This window comes from Christiangramia echinicola DSM 19838 (assembly GCF_000423065.1).
In the GTDB taxonomy this organism is placed as follows: Bacteria; Bacteroidota; Bacteroidia; order Flavobacteriales; family Flavobacteriaceae; genus Christiangramia; species Christiangramia echinicola.
Genome location: NZ_AUHG01000017.1, coordinates 16,958 through 32,917 on the forward strand (window position 1 = coordinate 16,958; position 15,960 = coordinate 32,917).

The following is a 15,960-nucleotide window of genomic DNA, read 5'->3' on the forward strand; positions in this document are numbered from 1 at the left end:
TTTAGTTTAAGATATCCTGTTTTAAAGTTTCGTTCTTTTCGGGATTACCCTTATAATCTCCAAAAAGCGCTATTAGCTTTTCTTTTCGGTAATCGAAAATTTCCTTTAGTTTAGGTCTTACCAGCACAGGATGTGTAAGCTGGCCCAGAATTCCGAAAGGCAATTTATAATCTATAATATCTTCCATCTCCACTCCGCCATCTATTGGTTTAATAAAATGTTTGTGATGCCATAGAGCATAAGGGCCAAAACGTTGTTCATCTACAAAGTATTCACCTTCTCGCACATGAGTTATTTCAGTAACCCATTTCGTTTTAATCCCGGCGACAGGAGTAACTATATATTGTATGATCTGTCCCGGAAACATTGGTCTATCTCCTCCAGAAAGTATTTCGAATCCCATATAATCTGGAGTTATCGTTTTTAAGTTTCGGGGATCTGAGAGAAATTTCCAGGCTTCCTCTGGACTTATGGGTAACTTTTGAACGCTTCGCAGGGTATAAATTTTCATTTAGCTAATTTCAAGTAAAAATAGGATAGCTTTTGTTTAAAATAAAATTTAATTAGTTAAACAAAAATTAAAACCTTTGGATGAAATTCAATTTGACTTGCTCATTTAGCTATGCTTCTTCCTATATTTACCTTGAATTAAACTACTAAAACATGAAAAAACTATTAGCAATTGCAGTAATCTATTTCCTTACCTTTTCGGTAAATGCACAAATTGAAACCCCTCAACCCAGTCCTCTCGGAAAGATCGAACAAAAGGTTGGCCTAACCGATGTAAGTGTTGAATATTCCAGGCCTGGAATGCGTGGAAGAACTATCTTCGGTGATCTTGTTCCTTTTGGAGAAGTCTGGAGAACCGGGGCCAATGCCAATACTAAGATCACATTTAGTGACGATGTTAAGATAAATGGAAAGGAACTTAAAAAAGGATCTTATGGTATCTACACCGTGCCTAATGAAGGTTCCTGGGAAGTAATGTTCTATGCTGATACTAATAACTGGGGTGTACCTCAAGAATGGGATGATAGTAAAGTTGCTTTAAAAGCTACTGCCGAAACTATGGAGATGCCTATGAAGATGGAGACATTCACTATAGTTATAGATGATCTTAAAAATAATTCAGCAACACTAAATTTCATCTGGGAAAATACGATTGCAATGTTGAACATCGAAGTGCCTGCAGATGAAAAAGCTATGGCTAGTATAGAAAGAGTGATGAATGGTCCTTCTGCGAACGACTATTTCTCTGCAGCAACGTTCTATCATGAAGCTGGAAAAGATCTTGAAAAAGCTCATAAATGGGTAACCAAAGCAACAGAAATGGCTGGTGACCAGGCATTCTGGATGCTGAGAAGAAAGTCTTTGATAGAAGCAGATATGGGTAAAAAGGAGCAGGCTATCGCTACTGCTAAGAGATCATTGGCATCTGCTGAAAAGGCGAAAAATGCTGATTATGTAAAAATGAATAAAGAGTCTATTGCAGAATGGGGAGGAAGTAAATAATTTTCTACCAAATTAAAAAATAAAGGTTTTCTGAATCATCCGTCATCCTGAACTTATTTCAGGATCTAATAGAAGCTGAATCAAGTTCAGCTTGGCGAAACTGGTGCAGAAAACTTTTTTCTATTTATAATAAAGACCAATTTCATTCCTGATCTTATCTAAAAGTCTCATCAAATCCAGGGTCTTTTCAAAATTCCAAATATCACTTTCAATTTTACCGCTCTGAAGCATTTTAGTAACATGGTCTGCTTCAAAATAGTAACCACTTTTATCCACTTGAAATTCTAAAGTTTCTTCTTTCTCTTTAGTAATTATAGTCACAGAGGTTGGTTCATGGAATCTGGTATTTAGAATGATCCTGCCTTTTTCCATATCAATCTCAGTGATCGTGGGGGTTTTTTCCATAAAGGTTGAGAAAAGATCTGCCGCAACATCTTCAGCATATTCAAATTTAACCTTGCAAGAAGAATCTATACCAGTTTCAGAAAACTCTGCATTTGCATTTACTTTCAACGGGTTTCCTAAAATACTGTAAGCTATAAAAACCGGATAAATTCCTATATCTAAGAGACTGCCGCCACCAAGGGTTTTATTGAAAAGTCTTTTTGTTTTATCAAATTTTGCCGGGAATCCAAAATCAGCTTTTAATGATTTTACTTTTCCCATTTCTCCTGAATTTATTTTTTCTAATACAAATTGGAAATGTGGCAGGAACATCGTCCAGAGTGCTTCCATTAAAAAAACACCCTTCTCCCTAGAGATTTTGACCATTGCCTCGGCCTCTTCCAAATTCATGGCAAAAGGTTTTTCACATAAAACAGCTTTGCCATTCTTTATGCAAGCTATAGTGAGGTCATGATGAAATACATGCGGAGTAGCAATATAGATCACATCAACATTGGAATCCTGCATTAAATCTTCATAAGTTCCATAAGCAACCTGTGCATTATGCTTATTGGAGAAAGAGATGGCATTGTCTTTATTTCTGCTGGCCACAGCGTACAGTTCTGCATTTTCAACAGGGGCAAGGCCTTCGGCAAATTTATTTGCGATCTTACCAAGTCCTATGATTCCCCATTTGATACTCTGTTTCATGTTGTTTTCAGTTCAGAATTATTAGAAATTAATTGAATTATAAATGCAATTGCAATGACCAGTACGCATCCCAGAACATTCAGCCATAAATATGGCATAAGTTCAAGTTCGAAAACCAGGAATATTAAGGCCTGGGTAATTATAGCAGCGATGAATACCGCATTACTTTTTACCGGTTTTATAAAGAATGCCAGTAAGAAGATTCCAAGTACATTACCGTAAAAGAGGCTTCCAATGATATTAACCAGCTGAATTAGATTGTCAAAAAGATCGGCAAGGCTGGCAAAGGCTATGGCGATTATTCCCCACATTAAAGTGAACCATTTGGATGCTGCCAGGTAATGTTCCTCACTTTTTGCTTCTTTATGATTTCTGCGATAAAGATCGATCACTGTAGTAGATGCCAGAGCATTCAGCTCTGAAGCAGTAGAAGACATGGCTGCTGAAAGTATTACAGCCAGTAAAAGTCCAATAAACCCTCTTGGCAGGTTATTCAGGATAAAATGTATAAAAACATAATCTTTATCATTGCTTTCTGCATCTTCGTCTGAAGCGTCTATAAATGTTCTTGCCTCCTCCCGAACTTCATTTTGTTCTTTTTCGAGCTGCACATATTCTTTTTCAAAATCTGCTTTTTGATCTTCAGTATAATTCGCTCTATTTTCAGAATAGCTTAGACTTAAATTTTGCTTTCTTTCCTGGATCTCATCGTTTTTTAGCATAAGATCACGATACTGTTCAGAATAATCTGAATTCAGGACTGTTTCAGTTGCCGCCGGATTGAAATTTAAAGGAGCGGTATTGAATTGATAGAAAACGAACACCATTACCCCAACAAGTAGTATAAAGAATTGTAATGGCACTTTTAATAAACCATTAAAGATCATTCCCATCTGACTTTCCCTAACCGTTCCTCCGGAAAGATATCTTTGCACCTGACTTTGATCTGTACCAAAATATGAAAGAGCTAAGAAGCTACCTCCAATAAGTCCGCTCCAAAGGGTGTAGCGATTTTCTAAATCAAAGGAATAGTCAAGAATATCCATTTTTCCTCCTGTCCCGGCAATTTCTAATGCATTGGTAAAACTCACCGATTCTGGCAAATAACTTAGAATTATAAAAAATGCTACTACCATTCCCGTTAAAATAACGGCCATTTGCTGTTTATGAGTAACGCTCACTGCCTTTGTTCCTCCAGAAACCGTGTAGATGATCACCAATACACCAATGATCATGGTTAGATACGTAAGATTCCAGCCAAGTACTGCAGATAAGACGATGGCAGGAGCAAAAATCGTGATACCTGCAGCCAGACCTCTTTGAACTAAAAATAATATAGCAGTAAGAGTCCTGGTCTTACGGTCAAATCTGGATTCCAGATATTCATAAGCTGTATAAACCTTTAAACGGTGATAGATCGGAATAAATACCATGCAGATAATTACCATAGCTATAGGCAGTCCGAAGTAAAACTGGACAAAACCCATTCCGTCATGAAATGCCTGTCCCGGCGTGGATAAAAAAGTGATCGCACTAGCCTGGGTTGCCATAACAGATAAACCAATGGTCCACCATTTGGCATTTTTACCTCCACCTATATAATCTTCAACATTTTTACTTCCGCGTGATTTATAAACTCCGTACCATACGATGAAAGCAATGGTTCCGGTAAGAATGATCCAATCTATTAACTGCATATCAGGCGAAATAATTCATAATTAAATAAAACGCCAGTATATAGATTGCGTTTGCGATAAGTACAAGGGTATAGCTTTTTTTCCAGTAGTAGGATTCCGGTTTTTCCATTATTTACCTATTGAAATTAAATTTGCAAAAAGTCTGAAGGCTCCTGGAACCGCTTCAGGAAATTGCCTGAAAAAGCTAATTCCCGTATAGATATAGTGTCCTTTTCCGTATTCAGCTACAAGTAAACTTCCATTTTTAGGTGATTCTCCCTGATCATGCATGCTAAGAATAGGAGTGAAGTTCTCGTCCCAGGTACCGGGAAAATATAAACCTCTTTCCTGAACCCAGCCCTTGAAATCATTGCCCGTAAGTTTATTTGGGGTGTTTAGAATGGCATGCTCTGGTGCAAGAAAAGTAACTTCCGCATTTTCATCGGTTACCCTGTCTCTGGAAAGACTTAAATTAAAGGGAGATATATTATTCACCACCAGGCCTCGATTTGTATTATACTGTACGATCATGGTTCCGCCTTGTTTCACATAATCATGTAAAATATCCTGTTTATACTTCAATTCATCCTGAATATTTAAAGCTCTTATGCCTAAAACCACCGCATCATATTTATTTAGTAATCCAGGAGTAATGGCAGATGGCGAAATCCTGGTAACCGTATAACCAATTTGCACCAGGCTTTCCGGGACAGCATCTCCTGCACCTTCGATATAGGCAATATTCTGACCCTTTTTCTTAATATCCAGTTTTACCAGTTTTAGCGAAGCAGGTCTAATGAGGTTTTGATCGGGGATATGATCGTAATTAATTTCAATTAAATGCTGATCATAAACTTTTCCATTTATGGTTGCTTTTGGTTCCAGCCTGGTTTCATTTTGTCCTTCTGGAGGAGTGATTTTAAATTTCAGATTTTCAGAACCTCCAGATTGTGCAATAGAAAAATTGGTTTTTATTGGTTCTACTTTCCAGCCAGCTCCTACATTTAAATTTAAGTCTCCGGTTAAATCAGCTCTCTTTGAAGTAACCAGGATCGAAATTTCTTTTGGTTCAACCGTGTTGAAAATAAGTACATCTTCTTCGAATTTAAGGTCTACAGGCGGTACGATCTCAAAATTCTTATAAGTTTCACCATAAACATTGTCGTTGAATTTATAAACCACTGGTTTCTCGAAGCTAATATTTACATCTTTAATAGATAACTTAAAGGTGGCCTTAGTGTTTAGGGGTGTTTCTGGGAGTCCTCTTAATTTCTGCTCCTTTACAGTATACATTCCCATGCTGCCAGTTTCTTCCAACCAGTAAGGTGTAGTGTAATTTGCAGTTTCGGGAATCTTAAAGGTCATTTTGTTATCCCAGCCTTTATTATTCTGAAGAACTACGCCAGGGTTAAGAATAGAATTATTTGGAGTTAATTCAATAGAGTTTAATACGATGTTTTCATCACTTCTATTGATAGCTTCCAGTTCTACTTTTAATTCTTCGGAAGGAGTGATGGCTGGTTTCTCAGCTACAGCTTCCAGGTATAATCCTGAACACGCATAGATAATATCCTTGATCTGCTCTATCTTAATTTCTTTCCAGTGTTCATCTTTCAGATCTTGAATCAATTCATATGCTTTCATTAATTCTGAAAGACTCTTTGAAGGATTGGCGAAATCGAAGTTTTTCTCAACCTGGGACAGGATCCTTTCTATTTCTTCTCCACCCTTAACTCTATTCCAGCTGGTGTCTATACCTTCAAAAACACCAAATTCTTTAGAAGGCAGATCCCCTTTTAATAATTCCAGGTATTCCATTTGTTCTCCTCTGCTACCGGTGCTGCCAAATCCCTGGGAACGATGCTGACTTCTGCTGATCGAAGCTATTTCTGTATTAGAAATACCTCTCAATGGGAAATAGGTTCCCGTATCGAAGTTGATGAAATTTGATTTATCGGCAGATTCGAATGCTTCATCACCTCCATAGAACCATGGCGAAGTATTAAAGAATAACCTCTTAGGTTGATAAGGAGATAAATATTCCAGTTGATCTTCATATGCATTCCTAGAGCCGGCAAGATCAAACGCTTCTACACTTAAAATAGCGGAAGAAGTATGATGACCATGAGTGCTGCCGGGAGTTCTGTGATCAAATCGATTGATTATGACGTCTGGCCTGAATTTTCTTATGATCCAAACCACGTCACTTAAAACTTCATCCTTATTCCAGATCTCTAAGGTTTCTGATGGAGCTTTAGAATATCCAAAATCGTTAGCGCGGGTAAAGAATTGCTGTCCGCCATCTATTCGTCTTGCGGCTAGTAGTTCCTGGGTTCTAATTAAACCTAGTTGTTCTCTAAGTTCTGGACCAATCAAGTTTTGACCGCCATCGCCTCGAGTGAGAGATAGATACGCCGTACGCGCATTCTTTTCATTGGAGAAATAGGATATTAATCTAGTATTCTCATCATCGGGATGTGCAGCTATATATAGAACTGAACCGAGGAAGTTCAGTTTCTTGATTTGGTTATATATCTCTGAAGAACTCCATTTTTCAGGAGCCTGGGCTTTACTGAAAGAAAAGCTAAAAAGAAAAAGAGCAAAAACTAGTTTCCGCATTAGATAAAGGATTTTACCAAATATAAAAACTTTCAATTCCTTAATCTGATAAATTTCCTGTTCTTTTATAGATCAAAGAGCATCTTTACCTTCGTCATTTCTTCGGTGTGTTTCTATTAAAGAAACGGCCTTCTGTAAAATAAGGTTATTAGGGTAGGTGATCAATTCTCCATCTGAAGTTCGAAGGTGCAGGTGAAAAGCCTTTATATCCTCAATCTCTGCCTCGACAGGTAGATCCTTATCATGGATCTTTATGGTATCGCCAATCTTATAAGGAAAGGAGAAAAACATTATAATCCCCGAAGTGATATTGCTTAGAATAGACCAGATCGCAAAAAGGGCAACCCCGATAACTGCGAATACCGAGGAAAAGATAAGAGAAAGGTCGGTTAAACCTACTCCCCAGGCAAAAGCAAGTAAAAATGCTGCGATCAATAAAATAAGAATATTAATGTATTTAAACATTAACCTGGTACGGGTAATATTTATTTCACTTCGCTTACCTACTTTATTTGCAGCCTTTCTTAATACAAATTGAATGATCATTAAAAGGATAATAACAGCAACCGTGTAGATTAATTGATCGCGATAATCTGAGAATAGTTCGTACATTAATTTAGCTCCAATTTATCTCGCAAAGGTATATTTTTATTCGAATTCTTATTCCAGTAATCACTTTTTATACGCTGTTTTTTTACGGCTTTGGTAGTTAAAACTTTTTGGTTATCTCCAAATCCCGATGGATAACTTTCTTCCCATTTTTCGATAGAATAGGGGAAGCCTCTACTGTAATATATTTTTAGTACTCTATTGAGTTCTGGATATTCCAGGCGGTAAACATTCAAATTTTCAATCGTATAAAACTCAGCGTTTACAGTATAAGGTTTGATTTCCCGATGGCTCAATCTTAAGAATTCTAAGGAGGGCAACATTTTGAATTCTCCAACCGGCAGATCATCTGGATTGATCCTTATCCTATTCCATACTTCATTTTCCAAAGGTATTTCGTCGAGGATGTAATCTTTATCGGCTTCTCCCTGGAAATAAGAGTGACTGGTAATATAGAAATCACCTCTGTTATTTAGTTGTGTATAAACCTGCCCACACCATTCCTGTATAGAGGCAGAAACCTTTAAAGCATGCTCTTCTCCATTTAAAGGGTAAAAAGTGCTTTGCATAATGCTGTATGGATATATACCGGTGATGAAATTTTTGGTATAATTCAATTTTAAAACTGAGATATTATCTTCCTCAGCAGAATTCGCTTTTACTTGTTCTTCCGGAAGGAAGTCTTCAGTCACGAAAATAAGAACTGCTTCACCATTTCTTATTTCGCCATACCTGGCCTGTTCCAGATCGTAAGAAGTGATCTCTGCCTCTCCAGAATACCAGTAACTTTTGAATTCATCTGAAACCTCAAGTGATGTGTTTTCCTGAGAAGGGCTAAGGCATGATGCAAGGATAGTGAGCAAGAATATGAAAATAGATTTTCTGATCATATTTTCTTTTAAAGTTACAACTTTCAGCTTTTCAATAATTTCTTTAAGGTTTTATATACTAGATGGGTAGGTAAACCAACAACGTTAAAATAACTGCCTTCTATCTTTTCAATTCCTATTAACCCAATCCATTCCTGTATGGCATAACCTCCCGCTTTATCGAAGGGTTTATAGTTGGATACATAGTATTCTATCTCCTCATCACTTAATTCTGAAAAATATACCCTGGTAGTGTGATGCAATATTTCCTGTGATTCCTTGGCAGTAAAACAAACGGAAGTGATCACCTCGTGATCTTTTCCAGATAAGGCTTTGATCATACTAACAGCTTCAAGATGATCTTTAGGTTTACCCATTGCAACTCCATCATTATATACTATGGTATCGCTGGTAATTAATACCTCATTGTTTTTAAGATCGGTAAAAGCATCTGCTTTAAGCGCTGCCAGGTAATCTGTGATCTCTGCGTCTGTTAAGTGCTCAGGGTATACTTCATCTACGGGTCTTACATCTATAGTAACCGGAATCTCTAATTCTTCAAAGAATTTTTGTCTTCTAGGTGATCCCGAAGCAAGTATGATATCGTGATCTTTCAGTAAGTCTTTCAGCATAATTTTATAGTAAAATGAATTGCAGTAAACCAATAGAAACCAAACCGAAGAATAGCACAGCTTTAAGGATCATGCTTAGTCGGCCATATTCAGCTATTTTTTCGGCAGTCCAGATATTGATAAGAAAAAAGAGCAGGGGAGCTACTAGCAGTAAAAGTGTATAAATTACAGCGGCAATATTTTCAAATAGGTAATGGTAAATATAATAGATAAGGAATCCCAATGGTAACAGGCACGCTAAAAATAAAATTTTATTGGTTCGGCTTTTGCCGAAAACAATCGGTAAAGTCTTGTACCCGGCATTGTAGTCTCCATCAATATCCTGTTGGTCTTTGACGATCTCTCTTAGTAGGTTCACTAGAAATGCAAAAATGGAGTAGTCTATTAAAATTGAAAAAATAGTGGACTGGGTTTGTTGATTTTGAGGGGTGATCGCAGGTAATAGATCGTAAAGACCCACACCAATTGGAATAAGGCCAACAATTAAACTAACCAGGATATTCCCAACTAATATAGTCTGTTGAAATTGTGAATTATATAGATAAAGAATTGCCGATCCAAAAATGAAAAATGCTGAAAATCCAGGTCTGCCAATCAAATTAGACAGGTAAAAACCCAATCCAACCCCAATTATATTCAGAATAAAAAAGAGCCTGTACCCAGCTTTTTCCGAGATCTTATTATTTATAAAAGTCTTCTCTGGTTTATTTTTAAGGTCTGCAGAAACGTCATATATATCGTTGATCACATACCCGGCGGCGGCTACAGTAACTACTGCCAATACCAAAAGTGAGAATCCGAATAAATTTAAAGTGATAGCAACACCAAAAGGTTCGAATAAGCCATACTTTATAAGGAACATCGTTAGAGCTATGAAAATTAAATTTCCGGCCCTAATAAGTTTTAAATAACTCAGCATGAAACTAGGAGTTTTTATCTATCCACTTACCCTGAACTTTCATTACCTGCTCGATCACATCTCTTACGCAACCTTCACCACCTTTTTTGTGAGATACATAAAGGGAAACGTCTTTTACTTCAGGCACTGCATCCTGGGGACAGCAAGGAAGCCCTACCAATTTCATTGGATAATAATCTGGAATGTCATCACCCATATAAAGAACCTCTTCTGGTTTAATACTGTAGATATCAAAGAATTCATCCATTTGCTCAACCTTGTCACTAACCCCAAGATATATGTCTGTGATCCCTAAGTCTCTTAAACGCGCACGAACACCTTCATTTTTTCCACCACTAATTATACAAACTGTATAACCAGCTTTTTGCGCCATTTTCATGGCATATCCATCTTTGGTATTCATAGTTCTAAGAAGTTCTCCGCGGGTAGAGATCTGGATATTCCCATCGGTTAATACTCCGTCAACATCAAAAACAAATGTATTTATCTGGTTAAGGTGTTCTTTATAGCTTTTTTCCATGCAATTTCTGTATAGATTCGGTTAATATAGTATATATCTTTTTTCGGTCTTCATCCAGTAAATTAAGATGTGCCGAAATAGTTTTCTGGTCATTTCTCAGGGCCGGTCCTGTTTGCGCCGAATAAGGATCTAAAGTTTCGATCTTAGAAACGGTTTCTTTTATAAGTGGTCTTAGAATCTCGAACGGAAGATCGTTTTCACGGCAGTAATCATCGGCCAGAGCAAATAAATGGTTGCTGAAATTATTTACAAATACGGCAGATACATGTAACGCCCTGCGCTGTTCAGAATTTACTTCAAAGTTCTTTTCACTTACTAATGAAGCAACATGTTTTAGAATATCCAGGTTTTTCTGGGAATTCGCTTCCAGACAGATCGGGATATCCTTAAAGTCCACCGATTTATTTTTTGAAAAAGTTTGCAGAGGATAAAAAACTCCGAAATTATCAAATCTGGAAAGCGCATTCATATGTTGACTCCCTGATGTATGAATAACTATACCATTATTAACGTTTAGTTTTGTTGCTAATTCTTCAATCGCTTCGTCTTTAATGGCAATTAAATAAAGATCAGCATCTTTGATATTGTCGATGTTTGAAACTTTCAATTCAGGATCCTTTACAAAATCCAGGTGATCTATATTTCGGTTAAAAACCTGTATTACATCAATTTGCTTCTCTTCTGAAAAGCTTTGGTATAAGTGCATAGCCACATTTCCGGCGCCAATAATTACCACTTTTATCATTTGGCTAAAATACCAAAATTTTCATGCGGGTGAAATTAACATTTGTAGACTTGAGATTGAATTGGGATAAGTCTTTAAAACTGATAATAAATCGTTAAATTTGCAGCCGTTAAAATGACACTTCTTCCATGCAGAAAAAAATAGCCTCTATCCTTTTTTCTACCCGCATTATGGCCGTTTTATTTATAATTTTCGCAGTAGCGATGGCCATGGGTACATTCATAGAAAGTTGGTACAGTATTGAAACCGCAAGAATCCTGATCTATAACACCTGGTGGTTTGAAGGGATCATGCTCTTTCTTCTAATTAATTTTATAGGTAACATAAAGCGTTATCAGCTTTATAAAAAAGAGAAATGGAGCACCTTATTGCTACATCTTTCTTTTATCCTGATCTTAATTGGTGCTATAATCACTCGTTATATTAGTTATGAGGGGATAATGCCGATTAGAGAAGGTGAGACTACCAATACTTATATGACTCATGAATCTTACCTCACTTTTTTTATAGATGGTGAAATAGATGGAAATGCCCGAAGACGAGTGCTTCAGGAAGATGTCCTTTTTGGTCCTGAAGTTGAAAATGATTATACTTTAAATACAGATTTCAATGGTCAGCCGGTAAAATTTGCTGTAACCAACTTTATTCATGGTGCAGAGGAGGCTTTAGTGCCTGCAGAAGATGGAGAGAATTATTTAAAGATCGTGGAAGCTGGAGATGGCAATCGTCATGATCATTATCTGCAAGAGGGAGAAGTAAGCAATATTCACAACACACTTTTTACATTGAATAGTCCTCAGGATGGGGCTATCAATATTCAGGTGACCGAGGAAGGGGAATATCTTATTGATTCTCCATTTGAGGGAACTTATATGAGAATGGCCGATCAAAAACAAGGTGAATTGTTGCAGGATTCTACTCAAACTTTAATGCTGAGGTCTCTTTACAACATAGGGAGTATGCAATTCGTAATTCCTGAACCTGTTGTAAAAGGTGAATATGATGTAGTTCCTACCAATCCTAAGACTAAGCAAGATATGGATGCGGTTACGCTAAATGTATCCAGTGGTGGAGAATCTGAAACTGTTACATTATTAGGTGGCCAGGGCGTAGTGGCAGATCCAGTTCCTCTTAATGTTGGAGGCTTGGAGATCTTCGTTAACTACGGTTCAATAGAAAAGGAACTTCCTTTTGCTTTAAAGTTGAATGATTTTATCGCAGAAAAATACCCGGGTACTGCAGACAGGGCGACTCCGGGGTATGCCTCATTCAAAAGTAAAGTTGAAATTGTTGAAGAAGGTAAGGAACCAGAGCCTTATGACATTTATATGAATCATGTATTAGATCATCAGGGATATCGTTTTTTCCAGTCTAGTTTTGATCCAGATGAGAAAGGTACGATCCTTTCTGTAAATCATGATTTCTGGGGAACATGGATAACTTATATAGGATACTTCTTATTATATTTTGGATTAATGTGGATCTTATTCGATAAAGGTTCAAGATTTGGACATCTTGAAAGAAAACTGAAGAAAATTAAAAAAAGAAAGAAGGCATTAGCAACATTGTTGTTGATAGTTTCTGCAAGTTTCGGGATTAATGCCCAGGATGCAGATCATGATCATATAGATTCTGATTTTTCACAAATAGACAGTATTATAAAGACAAATGCTGTAAGTGAAGAGCATGCGGCTAAATTCGGAAGATTGATCATACAGGATGCAGGGGGTAGAATGAAACCTGCCAACACCTATTCTTCTGAATTACTTAGAAAATTAAGTAAGAGTGATGAGTATGCAGGACTAAGTTCAGATCAGGTATTGGTTTCAATAACTGAAAACCCGGTCTTCTGGTACCAGGCTCCGCTGATTTATGTAAAAAAGCATAATGACAGTCTGCATAATTTACTTGGAGTAGAGGAGGGTAGAAAATATTTGTCACTTACCGATTTCTTTGATGAAAAAGGAAATTATAAGTTGTCTTCTGTTCTTGAAGGCGCTTATAAGGCAGCTGTTCCTAATCAATTTCAGAAAGATTTTATAGAGACCGATAAGAAGGTAAACTTACTTTACCAGGCGGTACAGGGAAAAGTATTAAAGATCTTCCCAATCCCGGAAGATGAAGACAATAAATGGGTCTCCTATCCAGAAGTTGGAGAAGCTAATTTAAAGGGAATGGATTCGGTTTATACCCAACAAATCCTTCCTTTATATATGAATGCTTTAAGATCGGCGAGAGAGACCGGTGATTATGAAAAAGCTGATCAATACCTGGAAAGTATTAAAAGCTATCAGACTAAATTTGGTAGTGAAGTTATGCCTTCAGAAGAAAGGGTAAACGCCGAGATCCTATACAATAAGTACGATGTTTTCAGAAATCTTTTCTGGATGTATATGGTTGCCGGTCTGGCAATGCTATTATTTGTGATCATTCAGATTTTCAATGACAATAAAATCATTAGATCGCTTATTACGGTTGGCGCTGTATCTATAACTATCTTGTTTTTGATCCATACCGCTGGGCTTGCTGCCAGGTGGTACATTTCTGGTCACGCTCCATGGAGTGATGCTTATGAGTCCATGATCTATGTGGCGTGGGCAACTATGTTCTTTGGTCTTGCCTTTGGTAGAAAATCTAATCTAACCATTGCATCTACCGCATTTGTTACTTCAATGATATTGATGATTGCACACTGGAACTGGATGGACCCTGCGATTGCAAATTTACAACCGGTACTTAATTCTTACTGGTTAATGATACACGTTTCTGTGATTGTTGGTAGTTATGGTCCGTTTACATTAGGAATGATCTTAGGGACTGTAGCGCTTATTTTAATGATCCTTACCAACGATAAGAATCGCAAAAAAATGGAGATTAATATCCATGAGATCACTGTTATTACTGAAATGGCATTAACCGTAGGACTGGTGATGTTAACTATAGGAAACTTTCTTGGTGGTCAATGGGCTAATGAGAGCTGGGGGAGATACTGGGGCTGGGATCCTAAAGAGACCTGGGCATTGATCAGCATCTTTGTATATGCATTTGTAATTCATATGAGACTGGTACCTGGATTAAGAAGCCGTTGGTTCTTTAATTTAATGGCTATTGTTGCTTTCGCCAGTATTATGATGACTTATTTTGGAGTGAACTTCTACCTGAGCGGACTGCATTCATATGCCAGTGGAGATAAAGTGATCACACCAACCTTTATTTATTATGCAGTGGCAGCCGTGGGATTACTTGGAGCGGTCTCTTACTGGAAGTATAAAAAGTATTTCGCGAAAAAATAGATACTTGATAATCTTATATAGAAAAAGCCCTGCAAATTGCAGGGCTTTTTTTGGGGGGGAGTGGAATATCTATTTAAGATTTCCCACCATATCTTTTGGATCTACCCACTCATCAAACTGTTCTTCGGTTACATAACCAAGATTTGCAGCTTCTTCTTTTAAGGTAGTCCCATTTTGGTGAGCTGTATTTGCAATTTCAGCAGCTTTATAATAACCAATTTTAGTATTCAAAGCAGTTACCAGCATTAGGGAGTTGTTAAGGTGTTCCTTGATCCTTTGTGTATTTGCTTCAATTCCTCTGGCACAATGCTCTTCGAAAGACATACAGGCATCTCCAAGTAATTCAGCACTCTGCAATAAAGCATTAGCCATTACTGGTTTAAATACATTCAATTCAAATTGTCCCTGCATTCCTCCAACACTCATAGTAGTATCGTTTCCAATTACCTGAGCGCATACCATAGTTAATGCTTCACACTGAGTTGGATTCACTTTTCCTGGCATTATAGAAGAACCTGGTTCATTAGCCGGGATATTAATTTCTCCAATTCCACTGCGTGGTCCTGAGGCCAGCATTCTAATATCGTTACCTATTTTATTAAGAGCAACAGCTATTTGCTTTAGAGCACCATGCGTTTCTACAAATGCATCATGTGCTGCTAAAGCTTCGAATTTATTGCCCGCAGATATAAAAGGCATATCAGTGAATTTGGCGATGAATTCTGCCACCCTTTTTGAATAACCTTTAGGTGTATTTAAGCCCGTTCCTACCGCTGTACCACCCAAAGCAAGTTCAGCTAAATGGGGAAGAGTATTTTCAAGTGCTCTAATTCCGTAATCCAGTTGCGCAACATATCCGCTAAATTCCTGACCCAGGGTTAGGGGAGTGGCATCCATAAAATGAGTACGACCAATTTTCACAGTAGTCTTATACTCATCAGACTTTTTCTTTAATGTATCTCTTAATTTGCGTAAACCTGGAAGAGTTACTTTGGTAACTTTTCTATAAGCAGCAATATGCATTCCCGTTGGGAAAGTGTCATTAGAAGACTGAGATTTATTTACATCATCGTTTGGTTGAAGTGTTTTATCACCTTCACCTATAGTTTTTCCGGCTAACTGATGCGCACGATTGGCTATAACCTCGTTCACATTCATATTACTTTGAGTACCACTACCGGTTTGCCAGATCACTAATGGAAATTGATCATCATGTTTCCCTTCGAGAATTTCATCACAAGCTTGCGCAATAAGATCTCTCTTATCAACCTGAAGTACTCCTAATTCACAATTAGTATAAGCTGCAGCCTTTTTTAGGTAGGCAAAACCGTAAATAATATCCAATGGCATGGAGGAAGCAGGACCAATTTTGAAATTGTTTCGTGAACGCTCGGTCTGCGCACCCCATAATTTATCTGAAGGAACTTTAACTTCCCCCATGGTGTCTTTCTCTATTCTGTATTCCATAATA

13 protein-coding genes are annotated in these 15,960 nt (G+C 37.4%); 2 read left to right on the forward strand and 11 right to left on the reverse strand.

Going from position 1 to position 15,960, the window contains the following annotated elements; all coding sequences use genetic code 11:
• Position 1: 1 nt before the first annotated feature.
• A complete protein-coding gene (locus G530_RS0112855; protein WP_026934926.1) occupies positions 2 to 511 on the reverse strand; it encodes an SRPBCC family protein in 510 nt (169 codons plus the stop codon).
• 152 nt (positions 512 to 663) lie between these two features.
• On the opposite strand from G530_RS0112855, the gene G530_RS0112860 reads away from it, so the two are divergent.
• A complete protein-coding gene (locus G530_RS0112860) occupies positions 664 to 1,512 on the forward strand; it encodes a DUF2911 domain-containing protein (RefSeq protein ID WP_026934927.1) in 849 nt (282 codons plus the stop codon).
• 120 nt (positions 1,513 to 1,632) lie between these two features.
• On the opposite strand, the gene G530_RS0112865 is transcribed toward G530_RS0112860, so the two are convergent.
• From G530_RS0112865 to G530_RS0112910, 9 genes are all read right to left on the reverse strand, one after another.
• Positions 1,633 to 2,607, reverse strand: coding sequence for a Gfo/Idh/MocA family protein (locus tag G530_RS0112865; protein ID WP_026934928.1), 975 nt, complete (start codon positions 2,605 to 2,607; stop codon positions 1,633 to 1,635).
• On the reverse strand, positions 2,604 to 4,304 hold the full coding sequence (locus G530_RS0112870; RefSeq protein ID WP_026934929.1) for a sodium:solute symporter family protein: 1,701 nt from the start codon (positions 4,302 to 4,304) through the stop codon (positions 2,604 to 2,606). Before G530_RS0112870 ends, G530_RS0112865 begins: the two co-directional genes overlap by 4 nt.
• A 108-nt stretch (positions 4,305 to 4,412) precedes the next feature.
• Positions 4,413 to 6,902: a PIG-L family deacetylase gene (locus G530_RS0112880; protein ID WP_026934930.1), complete on the reverse strand. Its 2,490-nt coding sequence runs from the start codon at positions 6,900 to 6,902 to the stop codon at positions 4,413 to 4,415.
• 72 nt (positions 6,903 to 6,974) lie between these two features.
• Positions 6,975 to 7,514, reverse strand: a complete 540-nt coding sequence (locus tag G530_RS0112885; protein ID WP_026934931.1) for a mechanosensitive ion channel domain-containing protein — start codon at positions 7,512 to 7,514, stop codon at positions 6,975 to 6,977.
• Positions 7,514 to 8,401, reverse strand: a complete 888-nt coding sequence (locus tag G530_RS0112890) for a hypothetical protein (protein ID WP_026934932.1) — start codon at positions 8,399 to 8,401, stop codon at positions 7,514 to 7,516. Before G530_RS0112890 ends, G530_RS0112885 begins: the two co-directional genes overlap by 1 nt.
• 23 nt (positions 8,402 to 8,424) lie before the next feature.
• Positions 8,425 to 9,012 carry a Maf-like protein gene (locus tag G530_RS0112895; protein ID WP_026934933.1) on the reverse strand — a complete coding sequence of 196 codons (588 nt, stop codon included), beginning with the start codon at positions 9,010 to 9,012 and terminating at the stop codon, positions 8,425 to 8,427.
• Positions 9,013 to 9,016: 4 nt separating this feature from the next.
• Positions 9,017 to 9,931: a geranylgeranylglycerol-phosphate geranylgeranyltransferase gene (locus G530_RS0112900; RefSeq protein ID WP_035716432.1), complete on the reverse strand. Its 915-nt coding sequence runs from the start codon at positions 9,929 to 9,931 to the stop codon at positions 9,017 to 9,019.
• A 4-nt stretch (positions 9,932 to 9,935) separates the two neighbouring features.
• Entirely contained in the window at positions 9,936 to 10,451 is a 516-nt protein-coding gene (locus tag G530_RS0112905; protein WP_026934935.1) for a KdsC family phosphatase, read from the reverse strand.
• A complete protein-coding gene (locus G530_RS0112910; protein ID WP_026934936.1) occupies positions 10,435 to 11,196 on the reverse strand; it encodes a Rossmann-like and DUF2520 domain-containing protein in 762 nt (253 codons plus the stop codon). The genes G530_RS0112905 and G530_RS0112910 overlap by 17 nt, the downstream gene beginning before the upstream one ends.
• A gap of 128 nt (positions 11,197 to 11,324) precedes the next feature.
• Between G530_RS0112910 and G530_RS0112915 the strand changes: the two genes are divergently transcribed.
• The gene (locus G530_RS0112915) at positions 11,325 to 14,489 is read left to right on the forward strand and encodes a cytochrome c biogenesis protein CcsA (RefSeq protein WP_035716434.1); all 3,165 of its coding nucleotides are present in this window, start codon (positions 11,325 to 11,327) and stop codon (positions 14,487 to 14,489) included.
• 69 nt (positions 14,490 to 14,558) lie between these two features.
• Here G530_RS0112915 and fumC read toward each other — a convergent pair whose 3' ends face one another.
• Positions 14,559 to 15,956: a class II fumarate hydratase gene (gene fumC, locus G530_RS0112920; protein WP_026934938.1), complete on the reverse strand. Its 1,398-nt coding sequence runs from the start codon at positions 15,954 to 15,956 to the stop codon at positions 14,559 to 14,561.
• Positions 15,957 to 15,960 lie beyond the last annotated feature (4 nt).

Coding starts and splice junctions, on each gene's coding strand:
- G530_RS0112855 (WP_026934926.1), bottom strand. CDS start 511: ATGAAAATTTATACCCTGCGAAGCGTTCAAAAGTTACCCATAAGTCCA.
- G530_RS0112860 (WP_026934927.1), top strand. CDS start 664: ATGAAAAAACTATTAGCAATTGCAGTAATCTATTTCCTTACCTTTTCG.
- G530_RS0112865 (WP_026934928.1), bottom strand. CDS start 2,607: ATGAAACAGAGTATCAAATGGGGAATCATAGGACTTGGTAAGATCGCA.
- G530_RS0112870 (WP_026934929.1), bottom strand. CDS start 4,304: ATGCAGTTAATAGATTGGATCATTCTTACCGGAACCATTGCTTTCATC.
- G530_RS0112880 (WP_026934930.1), bottom strand. CDS start 6,902: ATGCGGAAACTAGTTTTTGCTCTTTTTCTTTTTAGCTTTTCTTTCAGT.
- G530_RS0112885 (WP_026934931.1), bottom strand. CDS start 7,514: ATGTACGAACTATTCTCAGATTATCGCGATCAATTAATCTACACGGTT.
- G530_RS0112890 (WP_026934932.1), bottom strand. CDS start 8,401: ATGATCAGAAAATCTATTTTCATATTCTTGCTCACTATCCTTGCATCA.
- G530_RS0112895 (WP_026934933.1), bottom strand. CDS start 9,012: ATGCTGAAAGACTTACTGAAAGATCACGATATCATACTTGCTTCGGGA.
- G530_RS0112900 (WP_035716432.1), bottom strand. CDS start 9,931: ATGCTGAGTTATTTAAAACTTATTAGGGCCGGAAATTTAATTTTCATA.
- G530_RS0112905 (WP_026934935.1), bottom strand. CDS start 10,451: ATGGAAAAAAGCTATAAAGAACACCTTAACCAGATAAATACATTTGTT.
- G530_RS0112910 (WP_026934936.1), bottom strand. CDS start 11,196: ATGATAAAAGTGGTAATTATTGGCGCCGGAAATGTGGCTATGCACTTA.
- G530_RS0112915 (WP_035716434.1), top strand. CDS start 11,325: ATGCAGAAAAAAATAGCCTCTATCCTTTTTTCTACCCGCATTATGGCC.
- fumC (WP_026934938.1), bottom strand. CDS start 15,956: ATGGAATACAGAATAGAGAAAGACACCATGGGGGAAGTTAAAGTTCCT.